This is a genomic window from Scleromatobacter humisilvae, assembly GCF_023231945.1.
Classification (GTDB): Bacteria; Pseudomonadota; Gammaproteobacteria; order Burkholderiales; family Burkholderiaceae_C; genus Scleromatobacter; species Scleromatobacter humisilvae.
Map to the genome: position 1 here is coordinate 522024 of NZ_JAJLJH010000002.1, position 25239 is coordinate 547262.

At 67.0% G+C, this 25239-nt stretch carries 21 protein-coding genes; 15 read left to right on the forward strand and 6 right to left on the reverse strand.

What is annotated here, in order from left to right; genetic code table 11:
* Positions 1-117: 117 nt before the first annotated feature.
* Entirely contained in the window at positions 118-945 is an 828-nt protein-coding gene (gene pepA, locus LPC04_RS11715; protein WP_275682400.1) for a flocculation-associated PEP-CTERM protein PepA, read from the reverse strand.
* 280 nt (positions 946-1225) lie between these two features.
* Here pepA and LPC04_RS11720 point away from each other — a divergent pair, with 280 nt between their 5' ends.
* Positions 1226-1909, forward strand: a complete 684-nt coding sequence (locus LPC04_RS11720; RefSeq protein WP_275682401.1) for a class I SAM-dependent methyltransferase — start codon at positions 1226-1228, stop codon at positions 1907-1909.
* A 60-nt stretch (positions 1910-1969) separates the two neighbouring features.
* Positions 1970-2488 (forward strand): low molecular weight protein-tyrosine-phosphatase, encoded by a 519-nt coding sequence (locus tag LPC04_RS11725; RefSeq protein WP_275682402.1) that lies wholly within the window; start codon positions 1970-1972, stop codon positions 2486-2488.
* Here LPC04_RS11725 and prsT read toward each other — a convergent pair.
* From prsT to prsK, 3 genes are read right to left on the reverse strand one after another with little or no spacing between them, the layout of a single operon-like run.
* Positions 2466-5225 carry an XrtA/PEP-CTERM system TPR-repeat protein PrsT gene (gene prsT, locus LPC04_RS11730; RefSeq protein ID WP_275682403.1) on the reverse strand — a complete coding sequence of 920 codons (2760 nt, stop codon included), beginning with the start codon at positions 5223-5225 and terminating at the stop codon, positions 2466-2468. The two genes, LPC04_RS11725 and prsT, sit on opposite strands and share 23 nt — an antisense overlap.
* Positions 5226-5269: 44 nt before the next feature.
* The gene (prsR, locus tag LPC04_RS11735) at positions 5270-6637 is read right to left on the reverse strand and encodes a PEP-CTERM-box response regulator transcription factor (protein ID WP_275682404.1); all 1368 of its coding nucleotides are present in this window, start codon (positions 6635-6637) and stop codon (positions 5270-5272) included.
* The gene (gene prsK / locus LPC04_RS11740) at positions 6634-8736 is read right to left on the reverse strand and encodes an XrtA/PEP-CTERM system histidine kinase PrsK (protein ID WP_275682405.1); all 2103 of its coding nucleotides are present in this window, start codon (positions 8734-8736) and stop codon (positions 6634-6636) included. The genes prsR and prsK overlap by 4 nt, the downstream gene beginning before the upstream one ends.
* Before the next feature lie 363 nt (positions 8737-9099).
* On the opposite strand from prsK, the gene LPC04_RS11745 reads away from it, so the two are divergent.
* Genes LPC04_RS11745 through LPC04_RS11765 form a run of 5 tightly spaced genes read left to right on the forward strand, consistent with a single transcriptional unit; the run spans position 9100 to position 13538 of the window.
* The gene (locus LPC04_RS11745) at positions 9100-10497 is read left to right on the forward strand and encodes a TIGR03013 family XrtA/PEP-CTERM system glycosyltransferase (RefSeq protein ID WP_275682406.1); all 1398 of its coding nucleotides are present in this window, start codon (positions 9100-9102) and stop codon (positions 10495-10497) included.
* Positions 10498-10545: 48 nt separating this feature from the next.
* Positions 10546-11199, forward strand: a complete 654-nt coding sequence (locus LPC04_RS11750) for a hypothetical protein (protein ID WP_275682407.1) — start codon at positions 10546-10548, stop codon at positions 11197-11199.
* Positions 11200-11218: 19 nt separating this feature from the next.
* Positions 11219-11506 (forward strand): HPr-rel-A system PqqD family peptide chaperone, encoded by a 288-nt coding sequence (locus LPC04_RS11755; protein WP_275682408.1) that lies wholly within the window; start codon positions 11219-11221, stop codon positions 11504-11506.
* Positions 11503-12420: an HprK-related kinase A gene (locus tag LPC04_RS11760; protein WP_275682409.1), complete on the forward strand. Its 918-nt coding sequence runs from the start codon at positions 11503-11505 to the stop codon at positions 12418-12420. The genes LPC04_RS11755 and LPC04_RS11760 overlap by 4 nt, the downstream gene beginning before the upstream one ends.
* Entirely contained in the window at positions 12417-13538 is a 1122-nt protein-coding gene (locus LPC04_RS11765) for a nucleotidyltransferase domain-containing protein (RefSeq protein ID WP_275682410.1), read from the forward strand. Before LPC04_RS11760 ends, LPC04_RS11765 begins: the two co-directional genes overlap by 4 nt.
* A 91-nt stretch (positions 13539-13629) precedes the next feature.
* Here the strand turns inward: LPC04_RS11765 and aceA are convergent, their stop codons facing one another.
* Positions 13630-14928: an isocitrate lyase gene (gene aceA, locus LPC04_RS11770; RefSeq protein ID WP_275682411.1), complete on the reverse strand. Its 1299-nt coding sequence runs from the start codon at positions 14926-14928 to the stop codon at positions 13630-13632.
* Between the two features lie 381 nt (positions 14929-15309).
* Between aceA and speB the strand changes: the two genes are divergently transcribed.
* Together speB and LPC04_RS11780 are read left to right on the forward strand one after the other, a co-directional pair.
* Positions 15310-16236, forward strand: a complete 927-nt coding sequence (gene speB, locus LPC04_RS11775; RefSeq protein WP_275682412.1) for an agmatinase — start codon at positions 15310-15312, stop codon at positions 16234-16236.
* A gap of 121 nt (positions 16237-16357) precedes the next feature.
* On the forward strand, positions 16358-16897 hold the full coding sequence (locus LPC04_RS11780; RefSeq protein WP_275682413.1) for a hemerythrin domain-containing protein: 540 nt from the start codon (positions 16358-16360) through the stop codon (positions 16895-16897).
* 27 nt (positions 16898-16924) lie between these two features.
* Here LPC04_RS11780 and LPC04_RS11785 read toward each other — a convergent pair whose 3' ends face one another.
* Positions 16925-17410 carry an Lrp/AsnC family transcriptional regulator gene (locus LPC04_RS11785; RefSeq protein WP_275682414.1) on the reverse strand — a complete coding sequence of 162 codons (486 nt, stop codon included), beginning with the start codon at positions 17408-17410 and terminating at the stop codon, positions 16925-16927.
* A gap of 175 nt (positions 17411-17585) precedes the next feature.
* Here LPC04_RS11785 and aptA point away from each other — a divergent pair, with 175 nt between their 5' ends.
* The 6 genes from aptA to LPC04_RS11815 all read left to right on the forward strand — a co-directional run bounded on the left by aptA (position 17586) and on the right by LPC04_RS11815 (position 25157).
* A complete protein-coding gene (gene aptA, locus LPC04_RS11790) occupies positions 17586-18893 on the forward strand; it encodes an omega-aminotransferase AptA (protein ID WP_275682415.1) in 1308 nt (435 codons plus the stop codon).
* A gap of 103 nt (positions 18894-18996) precedes the next feature.
* Entirely contained in the window at positions 18997-20289 is a 1293-nt protein-coding gene (locus tag LPC04_RS11795; protein WP_275682416.1) for an NAD(P)/FAD-dependent oxidoreductase, read from the forward strand.
* Positions 20290-20309: 20 nt separating this feature from the next.
* On the forward strand, positions 20310-21110 hold the full coding sequence (locus LPC04_RS11800) for a gamma-glutamyl-gamma-aminobutyrate hydrolase family protein (protein WP_275682417.1): 801 nt from the start codon (positions 20310-20312) through the stop codon (positions 21108-21110).
* Between the two features lie 93 nt (positions 21111-21203).
* Positions 21204-22574, forward strand: coding sequence for a glutamine synthetase family protein (locus tag LPC04_RS11805; RefSeq protein WP_275682418.1), 1371 nt, complete (start codon positions 21204-21206; stop codon positions 22572-22574).
* Between the two features lie 35 nt (positions 22575-22609).
* Positions 22610-23989, forward strand: a complete 1380-nt coding sequence (locus tag LPC04_RS11810) for an aspartate aminotransferase family protein (RefSeq protein WP_275682419.1) — start codon at positions 22610-22612, stop codon at positions 23987-23989.
* A gap of 43 nt (positions 23990-24032) precedes the next feature.
* Positions 24033-25157 (forward strand): polyamine ABC transporter substrate-binding protein, encoded by a 1125-nt coding sequence (locus tag LPC04_RS11815; RefSeq protein ID WP_275682420.1) that lies wholly within the window; start codon positions 24033-24035, stop codon positions 25155-25157.
* Positions 25158-25239: the final 82 nt, after the last annotated feature.

Below are 25239 nucleotides of genomic sequence, written 5' to 3' on the forward strand. Positions count from 1 at the left end.
CTCGCCTCCGTCACACGATACCCCGAAACCCATGGAACCGTCGCACATGGGTCCGAAGACAAGAATGGCGCCCGCAGGCGCCATTCTTTGGTCGAGCCGGGTGGCTCGATGCAGCGATTACGCCGAGTGGCGACGCTTGACCGCCAGGCCCAGGCCCAGCAGCGCGATACCGACCAGCGCGAGGTCGGCCGGCTCAGGGATGGGCAGGAAGTTGGCGTTGATCGAGCCGGTGACCAGGATCGTCGACGCGGCGGTCGGGATCTGGATCGCTTCGAGCTGACCCGATTGGAAGCTCAGCGGGTAGAACGGCGACGGCGACGTGAAGAACTGGCCGCCGATCGCATTCAGGGCGAAGGTGGTCGTCTGGCCGAACGCGCCGCTGAGGTTGCCGGCGTTGGCGGGCGTGCCCGAGCCGTTGACGCCGACACCCGTGGCGATCGTCGTGAGCGTGTCGCCGTTGGACTTGAACGTGAAGGTGGTCGCCCCCTGGTTGAAGCCGGCGTGCGCGCCCGTGTCATAGTCCAGCGTCAGGTTGCCGCCGGGCGTCAACGTGAACGTGGTGCCGCTGCCGGTGGTCGAATACGTGCCGGTGCCGTTGAAGATCGCGAGCAGACCGTAGTTCACGCCCAGACCGGTCTGGTTCGCAGAGAAGGTGTTCTTCCCGGTGATGCTGTCGACCTCGTCAAAGTACTGCGCCAGGAAAGACAGGCTCGCCTGGAACGTTCCAGACGTAGCGCTCGTCGGATTCAGCGTCAGCAGTTCCGAATAGGAACCGCCGATATCGTTCGCCGTGAACGGCGTCGTCACGCCAGGCAGCGGGGTGCTGGGGCTGATGCCGATCGGATTGACCGTGAAATCGGGGTACACGGGCACCGCCGATGCCACGCCAGCGACCATCACGGCGACCGAAGCGGCAATGGTTTGCAGTAGGATTCTTGTCTTCATGTTTCTCGCTCCTGAATGGAATTGAGGACGTGCTCTACGGACTTGTCGCCATCGCCGACTGGTTCTCGGCAATCGGAACATCGTCCTTGGCTCCTTTAAAGCACGCACTGTGCCAACTTCCTGAGCACTGGCAGATTTCCTTTTGAATCAATCACTTGCGCGTCGCAAGCGGAAATAAGTCTCGAGCTACTGTAAGATCTTTCGACACCCACTGTCAGGCGTAGAACATGGGAACGTGCCGCTTGGCATCGCCAATCCGACCGAACGCGAGGAGACTTTCGTGGAACCAGCCAGCGGCAGCGGCAAATCGGCAGACGAGATCGCGGAGGCCTACAAGTCGGAGCCGTGGTGGTACGACGTCCGCGGGTTCTTCATCCTGACCTTCGCCTACAACAGCACGCTGCCGCATCAATTGCGCTTCTTCGGGCCGAACTTTGGTGCCGACCACCTCGAACTCGCGGTGGGCAGCGGAACGATGCTCGAACTGCTCCTGCGCTGGCGCCGCTGGAAGAAGCTGCCCCCGGTACGCATCGTCGGTGCCGACTATGCGGAGTCCATGCTGGCGGGCGCGCGCCACCGCTTCGCAGGCAAGCCCGGGCTGCGTTTCCTGCTTGCCGACGCCGCCGCGATGCCGCTGCCGTCCGACCACTTCGACACGGTCAACGTCGCCAACGCCGTCCACTGCTTCCCCGACGTGGACGGCGCATTCCGCGAGATACGGCGCGTGCTGAAGCCCGATGGCGTGCTGGCCGCCAACGTGCTGCTCTACCCGCGCAGCGGCTGGCCCTGGCGCGGCATCGCCGAGCGCATCAATCGCTGGGGCATGCGCAAGGGCATCCTGTACAAGCCCTACGAGCAGGAGGACGTGCGGCAGCGCCTGATCCAGTCCGGGCTGACCATCGTCTCGGAACGCGTCAGCGGCAACTGCTACGACGTGGTGGCGCGCAAGCCGCCGCAGCCATGAAGTCGGGGATGCCGCGCCGCGCGCCGGGAAATGCCGCCTGAAGCATCGGTTCGTTCATTGATGGAAACCGTCCGGATCCTGTTCGTCTGCACCGGCAACCTGTGCCGCTCGCCCATGGCGGCCGCTGTTGGCCGGACCCTCGTCGGGGGCGCCGGACTTCGAATGCGCATGGCCTTCGACTCCGCAGGCACGAGCGCCTTGCGCGGACGCCCTCCCATCGACCCGCGAGCGCGGGCCGTGCTGACGCGAGCCGGCTATGCGGTCGGCGCTCACGGCGCGCGGCGCGCGACGCCAGAGGACTTCGCCGCCAACGATCTTGTGCTGGCGATGGACGGCGGACATCTCGACGCACTCGTCGATGTCTGCGCTCCGGAACATGCGCACAAGATCCGCCGCTTCCTGGACTTCGCGCCCGGCTTCGAAGGCAAGGACGTGCCGGATCCCTATTTCGGGGACGTGGGCGGATTCGAGCGCGTGTTGCAGTTGTGCGAGCTCGGCGTCCGCGGGCTGCTTGCTGCGGCGCCTGGGTTGTTCAGCAACTCGGGCGCAGCCGCCATCAGAGATCCTTCCGCAGGTTGATCACCTCGGCCTGACCGGCGAACTTGTTGCCCAGGGCAGCCAGCTTGTCCAGTTCCACGCGCGCCTCGGCCTTGTTGCCGGCCTTCAGGTACAGCCTGGCCAAGTCCAGCTTGAAGTCGTCATTGGCCGGCAACTGCGCCACGGCCTTCTTCTGCAACTCGATGGCCTTGTCGAGCTGCCCCGCCGCCCCGAGGATGACCGCGAGCGTGTCCATGAAGGCTGGCTGGTCGGGGGCCAGCTCGTTGGCCTTTCGCGCGTATTCCAGGGCGGCAGGCTTGTTCTGCAGGCTGGCGACCCACGCCAGATTGTTGAACGCTGCCGCGTTCGACGGCTGCAGCTTGATCACGGCGGCATACGACGACTCGGCCGACGCGTAGTCCTTGCGGCCCAGCGCGACATCGCCCAAATGGAACAGGAACGTCGCATCGCCGGAATGCGCCGCGCGCCAGTCGGCCTCGAACTTGATCGCCTCGGCCCCGGCGCCCGACGCGGTCAGCACCGAATCCAGCTTGACAGCCACGTCGGTGACCGGCGTGAGCTTGAGGCTGGCTCGATAGGCGCTCACCGCCTTGCCCCAGTCCTTGCGCGAGGCGGCAAGATCGCCTTCCATGGCGAATCCGACACCCTCCTTCGGACGCTGCCGCTGCACCGTCCGTGCAATGTCCTGGGCGTCGGCGACATTTCCCAAGTTCGCGTCGAGCGCCATGAGCTTGCGCTGCGCCTCGATCAGATCTGGCCTGAGCAGCAGCGCCTTGTGCAGCGATTCGCGAGCATCGTCCTTGTTGCCCGCCTGCATCTGGGTGTCGGCCAGACGCACGAGCGCCTCCGGTGAATGCGGCTCCAGTTGCACGGCCTTCGCCAAAGTGGCGACCGCCTGGTTCGCCTCACCCGATTGCAGCTGGACCCGGCTCAGCAGTTGCAGCAGTTCTGGTTGATCGGGCATCGCGGCAACGGCGTCCTGTGCGGTCGTGCCCGCCATTCGCGTGTTCTTCTGAGCGAGGTAGAGATCGCTCAGCAGGATGCGCGGGGCTGGATTCGACGGGTTCGCGGCGATGGCCTTGCCCAGGTACCCGATCGCCGCATCACTGGAGGTTCCGGGAAGAAGCGCAAGCGCCATCAGCGCCGCGCCGCTCTTGGGATTGGCAGCCGAGTACGCCTCCAGCCGCTTCCGGGCATCGGCCAGCTTGTTGTCCCGAACATCGAGCGCCGCGAGATTGGCCACCGCGGGGAAATAGTTCGGCGACAGCGCCAGCGCCTTCTCGAAATTGCGACGCGCCTCCGCAGGGTTGTTCTTGGCCAGTTGAATGCGACCACGCAGATCGGAAGCAACCGGCCGGCCGGGGTCCTTGCGCTCGAGCGCATCGATGGCGTGCAGCGCGCTGTCGTAGTCTCCACGCTTCATGTAGGCGCTGATGAGTGCCGAATCCGCGGTCGTTCCCTTGTCGCTGGCGGCGATGCCCTGAAGTTCCTCGAAGGCCTGCGGCGCCTGGCCGTCGATCATGTGCGCGAGCGCCAGCGAGGTTCGTGCGCTCGCGTCGCTGGGATCCTGCTTGGCAGTCGCGTCGAAGTATTTCTCGGCGGTCTTCAAGTCGCCGTTTTGCAGATAGACCTCTGCAGCGATCGAATAGAGCTCGGGAGGCAACGATCCTTTCGCCTCGTAAGGCTGCAGGGCGGCCAGGGCCTTTTCCGGCTGGCTGGACCGCAGAAAGGCCGTGATCAGCATGCGCCGCGCCGTGAGCGAGCCGGGCGTCAGCCTCACGGCATGTTCCAGGTAGGTCTGAGCCTGCACCAGCGAACCGGACTGCAGCTCCACGCCCCCCGCCAGCAGCAGGATGGACGGGCTGTTGGGCGCGACCTTGAGCAGTTGCTCGGTCAGCTGGTGCGCCTTCTCGTTGTTCTTGCGCGCATAGGCGATCAGCGCATCGATATAGATCGCCTGCGCCGTGTTGCCGGTCACCTTGCGCATCTGTGCCAACTGCGTCTCGGCCTCGTCCGTCTTGTGTTGAGACATCAGGATGGAAAGGATGGCCAGATGCACCGGCGTGGACGCCGGGTCGATCTCCAGCGCCTTGCGGTAGTCCGCCAGCGCCTGGTCGGGATCGCTCTTCAGGTACATGTGGACGTCGCCCTGCAGCCGCAACGCGTCCGCGTTGCGCGGGTCGCGTTGCAGCACCTTGCCGGCCAGCGCAATCGCACCGTCGGGATCACCGGAACGGGCGACGAAGCGTGCCTGCGCGATGAGCGCCGGCTCGAAGTCCGGCACCGCCGCCAATGCCGCCTTCAGCGCGGCGTCGGAGAGGTCGCGCTGATCTTGCATCGCGTAGGCGTAGGCCAGGGAAGTCTGCAGGTCCGCCATCGACGCCGGCTGCCCCAGCTTTGTCGTCGCGTAGGTCTCGATGACCTTCTTGTAGTATCCGCGCGCCAACATCACGGCCGCGAGCTTGGGAACGACGAGGTCAGGCGAGTAGTGCAGCGCGTCCGCCTTGTGCAACTCCACATCCGCCACCTCGGAGTAGCCCTGATCGAGCAGCATCGATCCGAGGAGAAAGCGCGCCTCGCCGGAATTCGGATCCGCCTGCAACGCGTTCTTGATCTGGATGATGGCTGTCTTGTCGTCCTTCTTGGCCATGCTGGCCTTGGCCGATGCGATAAACGCCTCCGGCGACTTGTTGCCGCACCCGACGAGGCACGATGCGACCAGCACGGCGAAGGTCGCCGCTGCAGCTTTGTTCTTCATGGTTTCGGAGCCCTGGAAAAAGAGTATCGACACTGCATTCGAGATCACTTGAGGCCCAACCGATTCATCAAGTCGTAGAGCGTCGGGCGGCTCACCCCGAGCAGGTCGGCTGCCTTGACGATGTTGCCATTGACCCGTCCGAGCGCCGCGAGGATCGTCTTGCGTTCGGCTGCCTCGCGCGCCAGGCGCAGGTCGAAAGACGACATGTCCGCGTCATCCGCCGCGGCGCCCCCCTTCAAGCCGAGGTCCCGCGCCGCGATCTGGTTGCCGTCGGCCATGATGACGGCGCGCCGGATGCAGCTCGCGAGTTCGCGCACGTTGCCGGGCCAGGCGTGCGCCTCGATGGCCTTGGCCGCGTCCTCGCCGAGCAGCATCGAGCCGCGGTTCTGCTCCTGGGCGAAGCGGCGGACGAAGGCGTGCGCGAGCAGCGCGGCGTCGCCCGGGCGCGCGCGCAACGGCGGGATCTCGATCACGATCTCCGCGAGGCGGTAGTACAGATCCTCGCGGAAGCGACCTTCCTTCGTCAGCGCGGTGAGGTCCTGGTGGGTCGCGCAGACGATGCGCACGTCGACCGGAATCTCCGAGCGGCCGCCGACGCGTTCGATCACGCGCTCCTGCAGGAATCGCAGCAGCTTGGATTGCAGCGGGAACGGCAGGTCGCCGATCTCGTCAAGCATCAGCGTGCCGCCATTGGCCGTCTCGATGCGGCCAGGGGTCGTCTTGGCGGCGCCGGTGAAGGCGCCCTTCTCGTAGCCGAACAGCTCGCTTTCGAGCAGGTTCTCGGGGATGGCCGCGCAGTTGATCGCGACGAACTTGCCGGCGCGGCGCGGCGAGGCCTGGTGCAGGCCGTTGGCCAGCACCTCCTTGCCCGTGCCGCTCTCGCCCAGCAGCATCACCGTCGCATTGCTGGCCGCCACCTTCTCGACCATCCGGCAGACGCGCAGCATCTCGGGATCGCGCGTGATGAGGCCAGACAGCGCGTCGGGCTGATGCAGGGCCTGCAGCCGTCGATTCTCCTTCTGGAGCTCGAAGACCTTGAAGGCGCGTTCCACCGTCAGGTTCAGCAGGTCCGGCTCGAACGGCTTGGCGAAGAAGTCGTAGGCGCCCAGCGACACCGCACGCAGCGCGTTGGCGTGGTCGTTCTGTCCGGTGAGGACGATGACCTTGGTGTCGCCGTCCAGCGCCAGGATGCGCTCGAGCAGCTGGAAGCCCTCGGATACCGAATCGGCGTCCGGCGGCAGGCCCAGGTCCATCGTCACGACGCCCGGATTGAAGCGCCGCATCTGCACCAGCGCCGACTCGCGATCGTTCGCGGTGACGGATTCGAACCGGTCGAGCGACCACTTGATCTGCTTCTGGAGCGCGAGGTCGTCCTCGACGATCAGGAGCGTGCGTCCCGGGTCGGAAGTCATGATGCCTTCAACATGTCGATGTCCGATTCATTCTGCGCCTCGAGCAGCGGCAGCAGGATGACGACCCGCGTGCCCTGGCCCGGTTCGCTCTGAACCTGGATGGTGCCGCCCAATTCCTGGACGTACTGGAGGCTTTCGTAGGCACCGATGCCCATGCCCGCCGGCTTGGTCGTCTGGAACGGCTTGAAGAGCCGGTCGCTGATGAATTCGCGCGACATGCCGTGCCCGGTGTCGGCCACCTCGATGCGCGCCTGGCTGCCGACCCGGTCGAGCTTGACGGACACCGCGCCGGCGCTCTCGGTCGCGTCGAGCGCATTCTGCACGATGTGGCCGATCACCCGTTCCAGGCGTTGCGTGTCGCCGCGAGTGGTGATCCGCTCGGGTGCGTTGATCTCCAGGCGCCGGCCCTTGACGAGCGCCGGCGACTCGATGCGCCGCAATGCGGCGGCGAGGTCAACGTCCGCCGCGGTCTGGGCGCCGGCCGCGCCCTCGCGCAGCTGCAGCATCATCTGGCGCATCCGCTCCAGCGAGTTCTCCACCGTCGCCAGCATGTCCTGCTGGAACTCGGGGTTGGCCTGCAGCCGCTTGGCGTTCTTCATCATCAGCGACAGTTGCGTGACGATGTTCTTCAGGTCATGCACGACGAACGCCGACATGCGGTTGAACGCATCGAACTTGCGCGCCTCCAGCAACGCTTCCGTGGCCTGCATCTGCGCCAGGAAGCCGGCGGCCTGACGGCCGGCGGTCTTGAGCAGGTCGTTGACCTCCCAGTTGATGTCCACCGGCGCGCGCGGGCTGGCCAGGACGACGAAACCGATCAGCTCGTCGGCCACGCGCAGCGGAACGACCAGCCAGGCCTGCGGCGTCGCCATCAACCAGTTCGGCACGACCAGGTCGTTGTATTTCTGCGGCGTCTGCCGGTACTGATCGAGGTCGATCACCCAACCGCTGCGCATGAGGAACTGGCAGAACGGCGCGCCGGCGTCCTCGGGGTCGGATTGCGCGGGCATGTTCCAGCGCGCCGTGTTCCTGAACGCCTCGCTGCCACCGACCCGCGTCCACAACAGGCCCGCCGGGCTCTCCAGCATGTCGGCCAGGCCGGTGATCACCTGGCGTCCCATGTCCTGCGGCGAGTTCTCGCCGAACAGCGTGTGAGTGAAGCGCAGCCATTCCTCGCGATAGTCGTAGCGATACTTGAAGAAATGCTTTCCCAGCTGCACCTTCAGCTTCGCGCGCACCGACCCCGAAAAGCCGACCACGCTGAGCGCGACCAGCGCCGCGAACACCACGGCCAGCTGCAGCGCCTGGCCCCATTCGCCGCCGAAGTAGCGCACGTAGTAGCCGATCGCCGACACGAACAGCAGGTACACGCCTGCGATCAGCAAGGTGGCGGAATGGAATGCCGCCCGGCGGGACAGGCGCAGCTTGGAGATCCAGTCGCGCCGGCGCCGGATGGACACGAACAGCAGAGGCACCATCAGCGCATGCACCAGGCCGCGCACCTCCAGCGCCTGCTCGTCGACGTGGCCCACCAGCAGCGCCCGCGAATACAGGTAGAGGTCGAAGATGAAGGTGCCCGTCAGGCCGAGGCACAGCGGCTTCGCGTTCCAGCGCGAGTCCTCGTGGACGTTGCGGTACAGCTGTTCGACCAGCACGAGCGAGAACACAGGCAACGACAGCGCGCTCAGGAGCACAGGCGACGCCTGGGGTGCGAAGACCTGCTGCAGCGCGGCCGGCCACTGCGTGAGCAAGGCCGCCGCGATGAGGATGGCGGACATCGACACCAGCCACCGGCCGCCGAGGCGACTTTCCTTCTCCGGGCCGAGGAAGCTCAGGAGACACACGTTCCAGCATGCATAGCGAGCGATGTCCGCCACGGCCGCCAGGCCGCGGAAGACGACGTCGGTGCTGTACAGGTCGGCGAGCCCGAACCCGGCCCACAACGCGGAGCACGACGCCGCCGCCACGAGGGATGTCGACGTGGCGCTGCGCGGGGCCCGGGCATAGCCCAGTGCCCACAGGCGGACGGCAAACGCCGAAAAGATCAGGCCTGCGAGCCCGAAGCTCCATGCAGCGAGCTCGGAAGAAGCGCTCGTCAAATGATTTCCCCCTCCCGGTTGATGCGTTTCGGCGAGACGTCGCGGCGCACCAACGGAACGCCCGCCTCGAACCGCGCATGCCCTGCCCCGTACGCCGTGCGTCACGAAGTCGACTCGGAGCTAGTGTAAAAACAAATCCCGGCGGCCGCAGCTTCTTATTCGCGGGATGGATGCCGGTTCGCGGCGACGTCGGTGCGATCCGTATCCTGCCCGGATGTGACACGCGGCGGACTTCGGGTTTTCGCCTTCTCCCCAATTAAGGGGGTGGCGCCCGGCACGCCTCGACCTTAAGATAAACAAAAGGTTACACCAGCGTCACGACCCTGTCTCGTGCGCGCAGGGGCATCGGATGGAGGGTGACTAATGAAACTCATCACGGATACGATTGCACCACGCGCTGGCGCGGAGGTCGCGGTTGACGCCATCCTTTGTTTCAGTGCGCTCGTGCTTGCGACGTCCACGCTGGCGGTCAAGTCTGCGCGGGTCCCCGAGATCTTCCCGCAGCTGCCGCTGACGCTGGCAAGCGCCGCGATCTTCGCGCTGGTCATGGCGGCCATGTACGCGCTGGTCGGCCTTTACCGGCCCGGCACCATTTCGCTGGCCGCGACGGTCGGACGCATCACGCTGGCCATGGGCGCCGGCGGCTTCCTGACGAACCTGGCGATGCGCGCGGTCGGTGTGCCCGAATCGCTCGCGACGCTGATCCTCACGCTGGTGTACCTGGGCATCGGCCTGCTCCTGATTCGCACCGGGGGCAACGTGATGCGCCGGGTGTCGCCCCTGGCGCGCGTGCTGATCGTCGGCACCGGGCCCGAGGCCTACGAGATCGCCCGCGAGCTGTCTTGCCAGGGCGAGATGTCGCGCGACGTCGTCGGCCTGTTTCCGTCGTGCGGCGGCCCGTCCGCGCCCGAGCTCTCCGGCTCTGGCCTGCACGTGTTCCCCGAGAACGCGTCCATTCCTGACCTGGTCTCCCTGCACGGCATCCAGGAAGTGATCGTCGCGGTGCGCGAGCAACGGGGTGGCGGCGTTCCGATGGATCAATTGCTGGCCTGCCGCATCAAGGGCGTGCCGGTGCTCGATTTCGCCGGCTTCTGCGAGAAGACGAAGCGCCAGGTGCCGATCGACAGCCTCAAGGGCAGCTGGCTCGTCTACGGGCACGGCTTCGTTCAGGGCAGCGTGCGCACGTTCGTCAAGCGCCTGTTCGACATCGTCAGCTCGATCGTCCTGCTGATGCTGCTGTCGCCCATCATGATTGCGACGATGATCGCGGTGCCGCTGGACAGTCGCGGCCCCATTTTCTACCGCCAGCGCCGCACCGGCCTCGGCGGCGTCGAATTCACATGCCTGAAGTTCCGCAGCATGTTCGTCGACTCGGAGAAGGACGGCGTGGCGCGCTGGGCAGTGCGCAACGACCCGCGCACGACCCGCGTCGGCGCCTTCATCCGCAAGACCCGGATCGACGAGCTGCCGCAACTCTTCAGCGTGCTCAAGGGCGAGATGAGCCTCGTCGGCCCGCGCCCGGAGCGTCCCAGCTTCGTGGCGCAGCTGAAGGACCAGATCCCCTTCTACGACATCCGGCACAGCGTCAAGCCCGGTGTCACCGGCTGGGCGCAAGTGCGGTACCACTACGGCGCGACGTTCGAGGACGCCCGCCGCAAGCACCAGTTCGATCTGTACTATGTGAAGAACAACTCGTTGTTGCTGGACATCCTGATCCTCATCGAGACAGTGAGCGTCGTGATGTTCCGCGAGGGACAGTGAGGCGACGAGAAACGGAACGGCCCAGCACGTTTGAGATCGGAACGATCCATGACTGAACCTGACAAGACCCCTTCGCTTGAATCGTCGACCAACTCCGCGCCGGGCAACGGCGCCGGACTGGTCGCCGACGGCCTGAAACGGCGGCGCCTGCTCAAGCTGGGCGCCTCCGGTGCCTCGGTGGCGCTGACGCTGACCAGCCGCCCCGCGCGCGCATGGCATTGCAACACGACGTCGGCCTGGGGATCGGCGCAGCTCGCCCCGACCGCCAGCACCACGGCGCGCGAGGGATCGCACGAGATTTCCGACGAGTGCTGGTCGATCACCGAATGGTGCAACAACACCGCCCACGGCAGCCTCGGACAGCCCTGGCCGCACCTCGGGTGCAACAACACGACGCAGATCAATGCCTACACGGTGGGCACGCTGTACCAGCCGTACGGGGGCATTCCGAGCGGGCTCACCAGCAGCAACAAGCTGATGGACAAGCTCAAGAATGGCACGCAGTTCCAGAAGTACATGCTGTGCGCGCGGCTGAACGCGAAGTTCGTCACATCCGTTCAGACCTGCCTGCGCAACAATCTGGTCGACCAGTTGCCGCTGATGGCGGGCGGCAGCTACTCGCCGCCCAACCTCAAGGGCGTCGTTTGGAACCAGACCGACATCATGAACTACCTGACGTCCAACTGGATGGTGCAGCCCTGAGGCCTGGCCTGCTTCGCCCATGAACACCTGGTCCAGCGCCGGCCGCGAGCGCTTTCTCGTCCGCTCGTGGAGCGGCGACGAGGGTGTCGCCTACGACATGCTCAGCGGCGACACGCATCTGCTCGAACCCCTGGCGCTCGAACTTCTGCAGCGTCTCGAGCCCGACGTCCCGCGCAGCGCGCGCGCATTGCTGGATGGTCTGGGCGACGTCATCGTGGACGATGCACCCGAGTCCGCGCTGAGCGCGATCGAACAAAGCCTCGAATCGATGCGCCGCGTGGGGCTGGTCGTCGCGTCTCCGGCTTGAAGGTCGCGCAACTCTCGCAGGACGAACTCGCGCGCCTGTTGCGGCGCGGCGAGTTCCTGCTCGACCTTCCCCCGTTCGTCGCGCGCGTGCGCTCCGACGTTCCCAGCCTTGTGCGCGACATCGCCGACATGTACGGCGAGTTCGCCGTCTGCGCGCCGGAGGCCTTCGCCGATTTCTCGGTGGAAGTCTCGCTCGAACCCGGCCTGCGCCGCTGGTACAAGCCGCAGGCGCGCTTCTACTACGACGACCTGCCCTCGTTCGCGCCGCTGCCGGCGCAGCAGGCCTTCCCGATGATCGAGTGGGGCCTCAACTGGTGCGTGGCCGCGCACGCCCATCAGTACCTCACGATCCATGCGGCCGTCATCGAGCGCGACGGTCGCGCAGCCGTGCTGCCGGCGCCGCCCGGCTCAGGCAAGAGCACGCTGTGCGCCGGGCTGATCCAGCGGGGCTGGCGCCTGCTGTCCGATGAACTGGCCCTGCTCGACATGGACAGCGGCCTGATCCACGGCATGGCGCGCCCCGTCAGCCTGAAGAACGCATCGATCGCCGCCATCCGCGCGTTCGCGCCGGAGGCGGTCATGACATCGCCCGTCCCCGACACGGCCAAGGGAACGGTCTCGCTGCTGCAGCCGCCCGCCGCGAGCGTGCGGCGCGTGCGCGAGCCGACGCGCGCGGCGTGGGTCGTGCTGCCGTCCTACGAAGCGGGCGCCGCTCCCGTGTTCACGCCGCACGGCAAGGAACGCGCGTTCATGACGCTGGCCGAGCAGTCGTTCAACTACGACATGCACGGCGTGCGCGGATTCGAGGCCATGGGTCGGCTCGTCGAGCAGTGCGAGTGCCTCCGCTTCAACTACGGCCGGCTGGAGGATGCCGCCGAAGCCTTCGAGCGCCTCGCCGCGACGGGCGCGCCATGACCTCGTCCACGCTGATCCAGTCCGTCCTGACCGACCCGTCGTCGATCAAGGCCTGCACGCCCGCGCAATGGGATCTGCTGGTCAGGCAGGCGCGCCGCGCCAACCTGCTGGCCCGCCTGAGCAGCACCCTGCGGGACGCGGGCCTGATGGCCGCGGTGCCCGCCGCCCCGCGGCAGCACCTGCACGCCGCCGACGTGATCGCCCGGCGCCAGTCGATCTCGGTCCGGTGGGAACTGCAGTGCATCCAGCAGGCGCTCGCAGCAAGCGGCGCCCCGGTCATCCTGCTCAAGGGCGCCGCCTACGAGGTGGCGCAGCTGCCGGTGGCGAAGGGCCGGCTGTTCTCGGACATCGACATCCTGGTTCCACGCGCCCGGTTGCCGGCGGTCGAATCGGCGCTGATGCTGTCCGGCTGGCAGGCCTCGGATCACGACGCCTACGACCAGCACTACTACCGCGAGTGGATGCACGAGATCCCGCCGCTGCGCCACGTCCGCCGCGATACCACCATCGACGTGCACCACAACATCCTGCCCACGACGTCGCGGGTGCGCGTCGACGCGCAGGCCCTGCTCGACGCGGCGGTGCCGTTGGCGGGACACGACGGCGTGTTCGTCCTGCAACCCGTCGACATGCTGCTGCACAGCGCCACCCATCTGTTCCACGAGGGCGAGTTCGCGAACGGCCTGCGGGACCTGTTCGACATCGACCTGCTGCTGCGCGACTTCGGCCGCGACGCGCGATTCTGGGACGAGCTGATCCCCCGCGCCGCCGCGCTGGGCCTGGGCCGCTCGCTCTACTACGCCTTGCAGACGAGCACCGAGATCCTGGGCACGCCGGTTCCGCCCGCGGTGCTGGCGGCGGCGCAGAGGTGGCGTCCGTCTCGCCCCGTGGCCGCGCTGATGGCCTGGTGTTACCGCCACGCGCTCCAGCCGGCCCATCCCAGCGCGGAGACCGCCGCCGTCATGCGCGCGCGCATGGCGCTTTACTTGCGCTCGCACTGGGTGCGCATGCCCTTCCACCTGATGGCCTATCACCTGTCGCGCAAAGCCTTGCTGCGCATGCGCAAAGACGAGCCGGCGGCCACCGCGCCCCAGGCCGACAGGGAACGCGCGCCATGAAAAAGACCCATCCGTTGCTCAAGACGGATGGGTCTCGTTGTCATGCCGGTCGACCGCCGGTGCGGGCGATCGACCCGGCGGACGCCACGCCTCAGGCGTGCTTCTTGTCGAAGAACTGCTCGTCTTCCGTCGAGCCCTTCAGCGCGCCGGTGGAGGCCTCGCGTTCGATCGTGGTCGTGACGGCGTCGAAGTAACCCGTGCCCACTTCGCGCTGGTGCTTGACGGCGGTGAAGCCCTTCTCGGCGGCGGCGAATTCCGACTCCTGCAGCTCGACGAACGCGCTCATGTTGTTGCGCGCGTAGCCGTAGGCCAGGTTGAACATCGAGTAGTTCAGCGCGTGGAAGCCGGCCAGCGTGATGAACTGGAACTTGTAGCCCATCGCGCCGAGCTCGCGCTGGAACTTGGCGATCGTCGCGTCGTCGAGGTTCTTCTTCCAGTTGAACGACGGCGAGCAGTTGTACGCCAGCAGCTTGCCGGGGAACTTGGCGTGGATCGCGTCGGCGAACTGCTTGGCGAAGGCCAGGTCGGGCTTGCCCGTCTCGCACCAGATCATGTCGGCGTACGGCGCGTAGGCCAGGCCGCGGCTGATGGCCTGCTCCAGGCCGTTGCGCGTGCGGAAGAAGCCTTCGACGGTGCGCTCGCCGGTGCAGAACGGCTTGTCGTTGTCGTCGATGTCGCTGGTGACCAGGTCGCCCGCTTCGGCGTCGGTGCGGGCCAGCAGCACGGTGGGCGTGCCCATCACGTCGGAGGCCAGGCGCGCGGCCGACAGCTTGGCCACCGCTTCACGCGTCGGGACGAGCACCTTGCCGCCCATGTGGCCGCACTTCTTGGCCGCGGCCAGCTGGTCCTCGAAGTGGACGCCCGAGGCACCGGCCTCGATCATCGACTTCATCAGCTCGAACGCGTTCAGCACGCCGCCGAAGCCGGCTTCGGCATCTGCCACGATGGGCGCGAAGTAGTCGATGTCGTTCTTGCCTTCCGACCACTGGATCTCGTCGGCGCGCTTGAACGTGGCGTTGATCTTCTTGACGACCTTGGGCACCGAGTCCACCGAGTACAGCGACTGGTCGGGGTACATCTCGCCGTTGCTGTTGGCGTCGCCCGCGACTTGCCAGCCCGACAGGTAGATGGCCTTCAGGCCGGCCTTGACCTGCTGCATCGCCTGGTTGCCCGTCAGCGCGCCCAGCGAGTTGACGAAGGGCTCGGTGTTGACCAGGTTCCACAGCTTCTCGGCGCCGCGCTTGGCCAGCGTGTGGTCGATCTGCAGCGAGCCGCGCAGGCGCACGACGTCGGCCGCCGAATAGGTGCGCTTGACGCCCTTCCAGCGCGGGTTCTCGGCCCAGTCCTTCTCGAGGGCGGCGATCTGCTGGTCACGGGTGAGTTGGGTCATGTTGGTTCCTTCGGGTGGCAAGACAAGCTGATGAAAAAGAGGTGTTCGTTGGGATCAAGCGTATTCCTCTTGCGTCCGAAATGGAAGACTTATGTCTTATATAAGACTAAAGATGTCGGCTATGCGAATCAACGAGTTAGAGTTCTCGTTTCGCGATGCGGCAAGCAATTTCCCATCATGAGAAACTTTGCTGCGACGCACCACGCCACCTTTCCGCAATGTGGAACGCAGTGCCCGATGCGAAATTGACGCTTTCCGAAGGCTGGATTCGCGCTCCGCAAAGCCCGGCGCGGCCCGCGCGGAAGGCCCTCGGCCTATGATTCGCGCCCTCAGCCCGCCTCAGGACGGCCAAGGCGCTGACGTCCCGTTCAAAGGTCGCCCATGACCGCATTTCCGTACCTGTCGCACGCCGGCTTCCTCGGCGCTGCCCCGGCCTCGTCCGAGCACTCCTTCGCCGTCGCCGGTGTCTGCTGGGACGGCTCGGTCACCAACCGCCCCGGCGCCCGCTTCGGCCCGCGCGCGATCCGCACCGCCAGCCACATGCTGTGCGACGCGACGCATCCCTGGTTCGACGTCTCGCCGACGCCCTTCGTCGGCGACGCCGGCGACCTCGCGCTGCCCAACACGGGACTCGAGGGCATGCGGGCGGCGATGCCCGCGCAGGTCGCGCCGCTGATCGCCGCGCACCAGATGGCGTGGCTGGGCGGTGACCACTCCATCACGCTGCCGCTGCTGCGCGCCTACCGCGCGCACCATGGCCGGCCGCTGGCGGTCGTGCATTTCGACGCGCACTGCGACACGTGGACGAATCACTTCGGCGAGCCGAGCGGCCACGGCACCTGGGTCTACGAGGCCATCCAGGAAGGCCTGGTCGTGCCCGAATGCATGACGCAGTTCGGCATCCGCTCCGCGGGCGAGCGCGCCGCGCGCGAGTACGTGCGCGACCAGGGCGGGCTGATCTTCACGGCGCGCGACCTGCGCGGCCTCGCGAGCCCGGCACAGCTGTCGCCTTTCGTCGACCAGTTCCGCGCGCGCTGGGAGGCCCACGGCCAGCCGCCGCTGTACCTGAGCTTCGACATCGACGCCCTCGACCCGGCCTACGCGCCCGGCACCGGCACGCCCGAGCCGGGCGGCCTCAGCACGGCGCAGGCGTTCACCTTGCTCGAGGAGCTGAGCACCCTGCCCTTCGTCGGCATGGACTGCGTCGAGGTCGCGCCCGTGTACGACCACCAGGAGCTGACCTCGCTGGCCGCCGCGCAGATCGTCTGGACGTGGCTGGCGGGCCGGGTCAAGGCAACACGGAACTGACACATTTCGCGGTACGGAAACCGCCGTCGCCGTTACACCTTTTCCGGGGAAAAGATTGTTGCGAAAGCCCGCGGGCCATGCGATGCTGAAGTCAACCCACCGCCCTACTCGAGGAGATGCCGTGAACGAAACCCGCTCCAACGACACCCCGATCGCCAACGCCTTGCCGGTGCTCGACCGACTCGATGCCACGCACAAACAGATGCGCTACTGGCTCGGCGAGCTGCAGAGCCTGGTCAACCACATGGAAGACCGCGGCTGGGACACCTGGGCGCGCGATCACGCCCGTTCGGTGATCGACTTCTTCTCGCACACGGCGCGCCAGCACCACGTCGACGTCGACCGCCAGATCTTCCCGCTCATCGCCGGCCGCGGCGACCCGTCGCTTGAGAGCAGCGTCGACCGCCTGCGCCAGGACCAGGGCTGGCTCGAGGAGAACTGGCGCGAGGTGCTGGCCCAGCTGCAGCCGGTGGCCGAAGGCTTCGGCGGCTATGACATCGACATGCTGCGCCATGCCTCCGACGTCTACGCGGCGCTGCTGCTGGAGCATCTGGCGCTCGAGCAAGGCCACGTGTTCCCTGCCGCACGCGCGTCCGCCGACGTCCAGCTGAAGGCGATGGAGGTGCGCCGCGCCGATTCGGTGCTGAGCCCGGCCGCCTGACGCACGCGGGCCGGCGAGCCGGCCCCTTCAGTCGTCCATCGGCAGCGCGGTCGTCTTCTTGACGGTACGCAGCACCAGCATCGAATTCGAGCGCTCCACGCCCGGCAGCCGCATCAGGACGTCGGTGTGGAAGCGTTCCAGATCCTCGGCGTCGCGGTAGGCGAAGCGGATCAGGTAGTCGTTCGCGCCGGCGACGTAGAAGCAGTCCAGGATCTCCGGCGACTCCTTGACCGCCTGCTCGAATTCCTCGAGCAGGTTGTTGCTCATCGTCGCCAGGTTGATGATGGTGAAGCTGACCCCGCTCTGCCCCACCAGCTTCGGGTTGAGCAGCGCCACGTAGCCGGCGATGACGCCGGTGTCCTCCAACTGCTTGACCCGCCGCAGGCAGGCCGACGGCGACAGGTGCACGCGCGCCGCCAGCTCGACATTGGACAGCCGCCCGTCGTTCTGGAGCTCGTTCAAGATGCTGCGATCTATCGCATCCAATTGCAGGGATTTGGGGATTTGGCGCATGAGATGCGAATGGAACTGGATTCCTTCGCATGATATTGCGTTTTCAGGGGTTTGCCCTGCATCATCCTGCGTGCACATTGCGCGGCCGCCCCGATACAGTCGACTCATCGGTTAGCCCACATCGATGACAGCGCGACGACAGCGCCCTCTCTCCGACCGAACCCGAAAGCCCGCCATGAAGACCGACCTCGACGCCTACTGGATGCCCTTCACGTCCAACCGCCAGTTCAAGAAGGCACCGCGCCTGTTCACGAAGGCAAAGGGCATGCATTTCTGGACGGACGACGGACGCCAGGTGCTGGACGGCATCGCGGGCCTGTGGTGCGTCAACGCGGGACATGGGCGCAAGAAGATCACCGAGGCGATCCAGCAGCAGGCCGCCGAGATGGACTTCTGCCCGCCGTTCCAGATGGCGCATCCGAAGGCGTTCGAGCTGGCCGGGAAGGTCGCCGCGATCGCGCCCGCGGGCATGAACCGCGTCTTCTTCACAAACTCCGGCTCCGAGTCCGTCGAGACCGCGCTGAAGATGGCCATCGCCTACCACCGCGTTCGCGGCGAAGGCCAGCGCACGCGCCTGATCGGCCGCGAGCGCGGCTACCACGGCGTCAACTTCGGCGGCATCTCGGTGGGCGGCATCGTCGCCAACCGCAAGATGTTCGGCACGATGCTGGGCGGCGTCGACCACATCCGCCACACGCACGATCCGGCGCGCAACGCGTTCAGCGTGGGCCAGCCGCCGCACGGCGCGGAGTTCGCCGACGACCTCGAGAAGGTCATCGCGCTGCACGATGCCTCCACCATCGCCGCGGTGATCGTCGAGCCCGTCGCCGGCTCCACGGGCGTGCTGATCCCGCCTCAAGGCTACCTGCAGCGCCTGCGCGAGATCTGCGACAGGCACGGCATCCTGCTGATCTTCGACGAGGTCATCACCGGCTTCGGCCGCACCGGCCAGCCGTTCGCGGCGCAGACCTTCGGCGTCACGCCCGACCTGATGACGGTGGCCAAGGGCCTGACCAACGGCGCGGTGCCGATGGGCGCGGTGCTCGCGAAGCAGGCGATCCACGACACCTTCATGACCGGCCCGGAGCACCTGATCGAGTTCTTCCACGGCTACACCTACTCGGCGCACCCGCTGGCCTGCGCGGCCGGCCTGGCCACGCTGGAGACCTATGCCGACGAAGGCCTGCTGACGCGCGCCGGCGAGATGGCCGGCTACTTCGCCGAGGCGCTGCATTCGCTGAAGGGCCTGCCGGGCGTGATCGACGTCCGCAACATCGGCCTGATCGGCGGCATCGAGCTGACCCCCGTGCCCGGCCAGCCGACCAAGCGCGCGTTCGACGTCTTCCTCGACTGCTACGACAAGGGCGCGCTCGTGCGCACGACGGGCGACATCATCGCGCTGTCGCCGCCGCTGATCATCGAACGCTCGCACATCGACCAGTTGATCGATACCTTGGGCGGCGCGATCCGCCGGCCGGCCTGAGGCCGTCGCCGCGAGCGATTCGAAAATCCCGGAGACAATCCGACGCAGACTTGCCTAGACAAGTCGGCGCCAATCCCGAAAAGGCCTGCCTAGCGCACGATTTATGAGCTTCCTCGAGTCCGACCGCGAGCTTTCGCGGAATTCGTACTACGCCGCGACCGCCCATCGGTCGCAGCGGCATGCGCCTCTCTCGGGTGCAGTCCGCTGCGACGTCGCGATCGTCGGAGGTGGTCTGGCCGGCCTGAGCGCGGCGCTCGACCTGCGCGAGCGCGGCCTCGACGTCGTCGTGCTCGAGGCGCGCGAGCTCGGCCGCGGCGCCAGCGGCCGCAACGGCGGCCAGGCGATCCACGGGCTGGCCTGCGGGCAGGACGTCATCGAGGCGCAACTGGGCCTGGCGGATTCGCGCAGGGTCTGGGACATGTCGATCGAGGCGCTGGACCTGCTGCGCGAGCGCATCGGCAAACATGGCATCGATTGCGACTGGCGCGACGGCTACATCGGCGTGGCCACCAGCGCGCGCAAGGGCCGCGAGCTTGCCGAGTGGGCCGACGAGATCGAGACGAAGTACGGCTATCCGGTGACGCGCATCCCGCCGGCCGACATCACGCGATGGGTGGCCAGCGGCCGCTACCACAGCGGGATCCACGACCCGCGCTCGGGCCACCTGCATCCGCTGAAATACGTGCGGGGCCTGGCGCGCGCCGCCGCCGATGCGGGCGTGCGCATCTTCGAGGACAGCGAGGTGACGTCGCTGCAGCAGGACGGCGGCGTGACGCTCAGGACGGCCGGCGGCGAAGTCCGCGCGGCGCAGGTGCTGCTGGCGGGCAACGTCTACCTGCGCGATCTCGCGCCCGCGCTCGACGCGCGCATCATGCCCGTGGGCACCTTCATCGTCTGCTCCGAGGCGATGGATCCGGCACTGGCCGACACGCTGATCCCCACGCGATCCTGCGTCTGCGACAACGACTTCGTGCTGGACTACTACCGCACCACCGACGACCACCGCATGCTGTTCGGCGGCCGCGTCAGCTACAGCGCGAAGATGCCGCCGAACCTGAATGAAAGCATGCGTCGTCGCATGGTCGACACCTTCCCCCAGCTCGCATCGACGAAAATCGAGTACGCGTGGGGAGGCTTCGTCGACATCACGATGAATCGCGCCCCCGACTTCGGGCGCATCGGCAACAACGTCTACTACCTGCAGGGCTTCTCGGGCCATGGCCTCGCGCTGACGGGCCTGGCCGGCCGCGTCGTCGCCGAGGCCATGAGCGGCGACGCCGGCCGCTTCGACCTCTTCGCGCGACTGAAGCATCGCGCCTTCCCCGGCGGCCGCCTGCTGCGCACGCCCGCGCTGGTGCTGGGCATGGCCTGGTACCGGCTGAAGGATCTGCTGTGAACAACACCTCATTCGTTCCGATGAACTCCGCTCCCAACGTCCCCGTCAACGATTCACCCGCCGCCCGCCGCCCGCTGGTGCTCGTGCCTGCCTGCAACAAGATGCTGGGCGACCATCCGTACCACGTCGCCGGCAAGAAGTACGCCGACGCCGTGCGCCTGGCCGGCTGCCTGCCGCTGGTGATCCCGAATGCCGACGAGGTCGAGATGCAGGCGCTGCTCGCGATCGCCGATGGCGTCTTCCTCACCGGGTCGGCGAGCAACGTGCACCCGTCGCACTTCGACGAGGACGTGCTCGACCTGTCGCTGCCGCTGGACCCCGCGCGCGACGCGTGGACGCTGCCGCTGATCCGCCACGCGCTGGCCGTCGGCCTGCCGCTGTTCACCGTGTGCCGCGGCACGCAGGAGACCAACGTCGCGCTCGGCGGCTCGCTGCACCAGGCGGTGCACGATGTCGCCGGCAAGGCCGATCACCGCGCGGCCGACGACCAGCCCGTCGCCGTGCAGTACGGCCCGGCGCACGAGGTCTTCGTCGAGCCGGGCGGCGTGCTCGAGCGCGTCGTCGGCCTGGCCAGGTTCGATGTCAACTCCGTGCACGGCCAGGCCGTCAATCGCCTCGGCGAGGGGCTGCGCGTGGAAGCGCGCGCGCCCGACGGGGTGGTCGAGGCGTTCTCGGCGGCCGACGCCAAGGGATTCAACCTCTGCGTGCAATGGCACCCGGAATGGCAGGCTGCCAGCAACGATGTCTCGATGCGCATGCTCACCGCGTTCGGCGAGGCGTGTCGACAGTGGAAGGAAGGACGGCGCGGCCCGCATCCGTGACGCCTCGGGTCGTCGCCACCCTCTTCCCGGCGTGGCCCGAAGGATGCTTGCAACGCATCGGCCACGTCGACCAGAAATCCACGAAAGACACCCATGACGATCAACAGGAACCTCGCCACCTTCGCCGACCTCGAACAGTGGCTCAACGAGAACCGGGTCACCGAGATCGAATGCCTCGTGCCCGACCTGACTGGCGTGGCACGCGGCAAGATCCTGCCGCGCGAGAAGTTCACCGAGGACCGCGGCATGCGCCTGCCCGAGGCGATCGTGGCGATGGGCGTGACGGGCGAGTTCCCGTCCGAAGGCCCGTACTACGACGTCATCACGCCCACCGACCGCGACATGCACCTGCGCCCCGACCCGACCACGGTGCGCATCGTGCCCTGGGCCACCGACCCCACGGCGCAGGTGCTCCACGACTGCTACGACCCGAGCGGCAACCTGATCCCGTTCGCGCCGCGCTCGGTGCTGCGCAACGTCATCGAGCTGTACACGGCCAAGGGCTGGAGCCCGATCGTCGCGCCCGAGCTCGAGTTCTACCTCGTCGCCCGCAACACCGATCCCGACATGCCGCTGAAGCCGCCCATCGGTCGCAGCGGCCGGTCGGAGACCTCGCGCCAGGCCTACTCGATCGATGCCGTCAACGAGTTCGATCCGCTGTTCGAGGACGTCTACGACTATTGCCAGAAGATGGAGTTGAACGTCGACACGCTGATCCACGAGATCGGCGCCGGCCAGATGGAGATCAACTTCTTCCACGACGCGCCGCTGGGCCTGGCCGACGAAGTGTTCTTCTTCAAGCGCACGGTGCGCGAGGCCGCGCTGCGCCACGACATGTACGCCACGTTCATGGCCAAGCCGATCGCCGGCGAGCCGGGCAGCGCGATGCACGTGCACCAGAGCGTGGTCAACACCGTCACCGGCAAGAACATCTTCTCCAACGAGGACGGCACGCCGACGCAGGAGTTCTACTGGTACATCGGCGGCCTGCAGCGCTACATCCCCGCGGCAATGGCGCTGTTCGCGCCGTACGTCAATTCCTACCGCCGGCTGGCTCGCCACACCGCGGCGCCGATCAACATCCAGTGGGGCACCGACAACCGCACCGTGGGCATCCGCTCGCCGATCGCCTCGCCGCAGGCGCGCCGCGTCGAGAATCGCGTGATCGGCGCCGACGCGAATCCGTACTGCGCGATCGCCGCGACGCTGGCCTGCGGCTACCTCGGCATCAAGAACAAGATCGCGCCGTCGGCCGAGTGCAAGGGCGACGCCTATCTCGGCGAGTACGCGCTGCCGCGCAGCCTCGGCGAGGCGCTGCAGCTGCTGCGCGACGAGACCGACCTGCACGAGGTGCTGGGCAAGGACTTCGTCACCGTCTACACCGAGGTCAAGGAAATCGAGCACGCCGAGTTCATGAAGGTGATCTCGCCGTGGGAGCGCGAGCACCTGCTGCTGCACGTCTGAAAGAGTTCCGACAAACCGAATCCCAGAGACAAGCCATGACCACCACCCGCACCACCAAGCAGTGGCAGGAAGCCGACTCGAAGCACTTCCTGCATCCGTTCACCGACCACCAGGCGCTGGCCGCCAAGGGCGCGCGCATCGTCGAGCGCGCCCAGGGCGTCTACGTGTGGGACACCGACGGCAACAAGATCCTCGACGCGATGTCGGGCCTGTGGTGCGTCAACGTCGGCTACGGCCAGCGCGAATTGATCGATGCCGCCACGAGGCAGCTCGAGACGCTGCCGTTCTACAACGCGTTCTTCAACACGTCGACGCCGCCGGCCATCGAGCTCGCCGAGCTGCTGACCGAGGTCGCGCCCGAAGGCTTCAGGCACTTCTTCTTCTCGAGCTCGGGCTCGGAGAGCAACGACACCAACGTGCGCATGGTGCGCCGCTACTGGGACTTGATCGGACAACCGCAGCGCCAGGTCATCATCGGCCGCAACAACGGCTATCACGGCTCGACGATGGCGGGGGCGTCGCTGTCGGGCATGTCGGGCATGCATGCCCAGGGCGGGTTGCCGATCCCCAACATCGTGCACGTCGAGCAGCCGCACTGGTACGAGTTGGGGCGCGACATGACACCCGAGGCCTTCGGCCTGAAGGCCGCGCAGACACTCGAGGCGAAGATCCTCGAGATCGGCGCCGACAAGGTCGCGGCCTTCATCGGCGAGCCGGTGCAGGGCGCGGGCGGCGTCATCGTGCCGCCGTCGACCTACTGGCCCGAGATCCAGCGCATCTGCCGCAAGCATGGCATCCTGCTGATCAGCGACGAGGTGATCTGCGGCTTCGGCCGCACTGGCCACTGGTTCGGCTGCCAGACGTTCGGCGTGCAACCCGACCTCATCACCTTCGCCAAGGGCGTGACCTCCGGCTACGTGCCGCTCGGCGGCGTGATGGTGGGCGAGCGCGTCGCGAAGGTGCTGATCGAGCAAGGCGGCGACTTCAACCACGGCTACACGTATTCGGGCCATCCGGTGGCCTGCGCGGTGGCCGTCGCCAACATCCGGCTGATCCAGCGCCTGAAGCTCGTGGAGCATGTGCGCGACGATGTCGGCCCGTATCTTGCAAGCCGTTTCGAGGAACTGCGCGACCATCCGCTCGTAGGCGACACCCAGACCTGCGGGCTGATGGGCGCGGTGCAGATGGTCAAGGACAAGGCGAGCGGCACCCCGTTCGACGGCGACCTCGCGGTCGGCATGATCTGCCGGGCGCACTGCTTCGCCAACGGACTCGTGATGCGCGCGGTGGGCGACCGCATGATCGTCGCCCCGCCGCTGGTCATCACGCGTGCGGAGATCGACGAGCTCGTGACCAAGGCGCGCAAGTGCCTCGACCTGACGCTGGCCGACGTCAAGGCACGCGGCCTGATCTGAACTGCCGACGACCGACTCTTCCAAGACTGCCGGAGACCCGAAGATGACATCACCGTTGCAACGCTTGGCAGCCCTCGCGAGCCTGCTCGCGCTCGGGCTCGCCGCGGGCGCGGGTCAGGCGCAGACGTCGCAGCCGGAAGACAAGGTCCTCAACGTCTACAACTGGTCGGACTACATCGCCGAGGACACGATCCGGAATTTCGAGAAGGAAACGGGCATCAAGGTCCGCTACGACAACTTCGACTCCAACGAGATCGTGCACGCCAAGCTGGTGGCGGGCAACAGCGGCTACGACATCGTCGTGCCGTCGTCGTACTGGGCGCGCATGCAGATCCAGGGCGACCTGCTGGCCAAGCTGGACAAGGCCAGGCTGCCGAACCTCAAGAACGTCGACCTCGGCGTGGCGGCCCGGCTCGCGAAGATCGACCCGGGCAACGAGCACCTCGTCGACTGGCTGTGGGGCTATACGACCGTGGGTATCAACGTCGACAAGGTCAAGGCCGCGCTGGGCTCGCTGCCGATGCCCGACAACGCCTGGGACCTGCTGTTCAAGCCCGAGTACATGGCGCGCCTGAAGACCTGCGGCGTCTCGTTCCTCGACTCCGGCGACGAGGCGATCCCCGCGGCGCTGCACTATCTCGGCAAGAAGACGACGGGCACGCAGGCCGACTACGACGAGGCGCTGGCGCTGCTCAAGCCGATCCGCCCCTACGTCACCCTGTTCAGCTCGTCGGGCTACATCAACGACATGGCCAACGGCGCGGTTTGCGCCGTCATGGGCTGGTCGGGCGACATCAACATCGCGCGCCAGCGGGCGATCGACAACAAGACGGGCCAGAACATCCAGGTGCTGATTCCCAAGACCGGCGGCCTGCTGTTCTTCGACGTGATGGCGATCCCCAAGGACGCGCCGCATCCGGGCAACGCACTCAAGTGGATCAACTACATCCTGCGGCCCGAGGTCGCCGCGGGCCTCACCAACAAGGTCTTCTACGCGAACCCGAACAGGGAGTCGAAGAAGTTCGTGCAGCCGCAGCTGGCGAACAACCCGACGCTGTTCCTGTCGCCGGAAGACCTGTCCCGCATGGTGGGCCCGCCGGAGGCCTGGAACAACGACATCCGGCGCATGCAGAACCGCGCCTACACGAAGTTCAAGACCGGTACCTGAGAGGAAGCCCCAGCCGGCGCCCCGCGGGCCCGGCAAAATGCACCCCCGCCGCGTGAATGCGCGGCCACGACGCATCGAACAA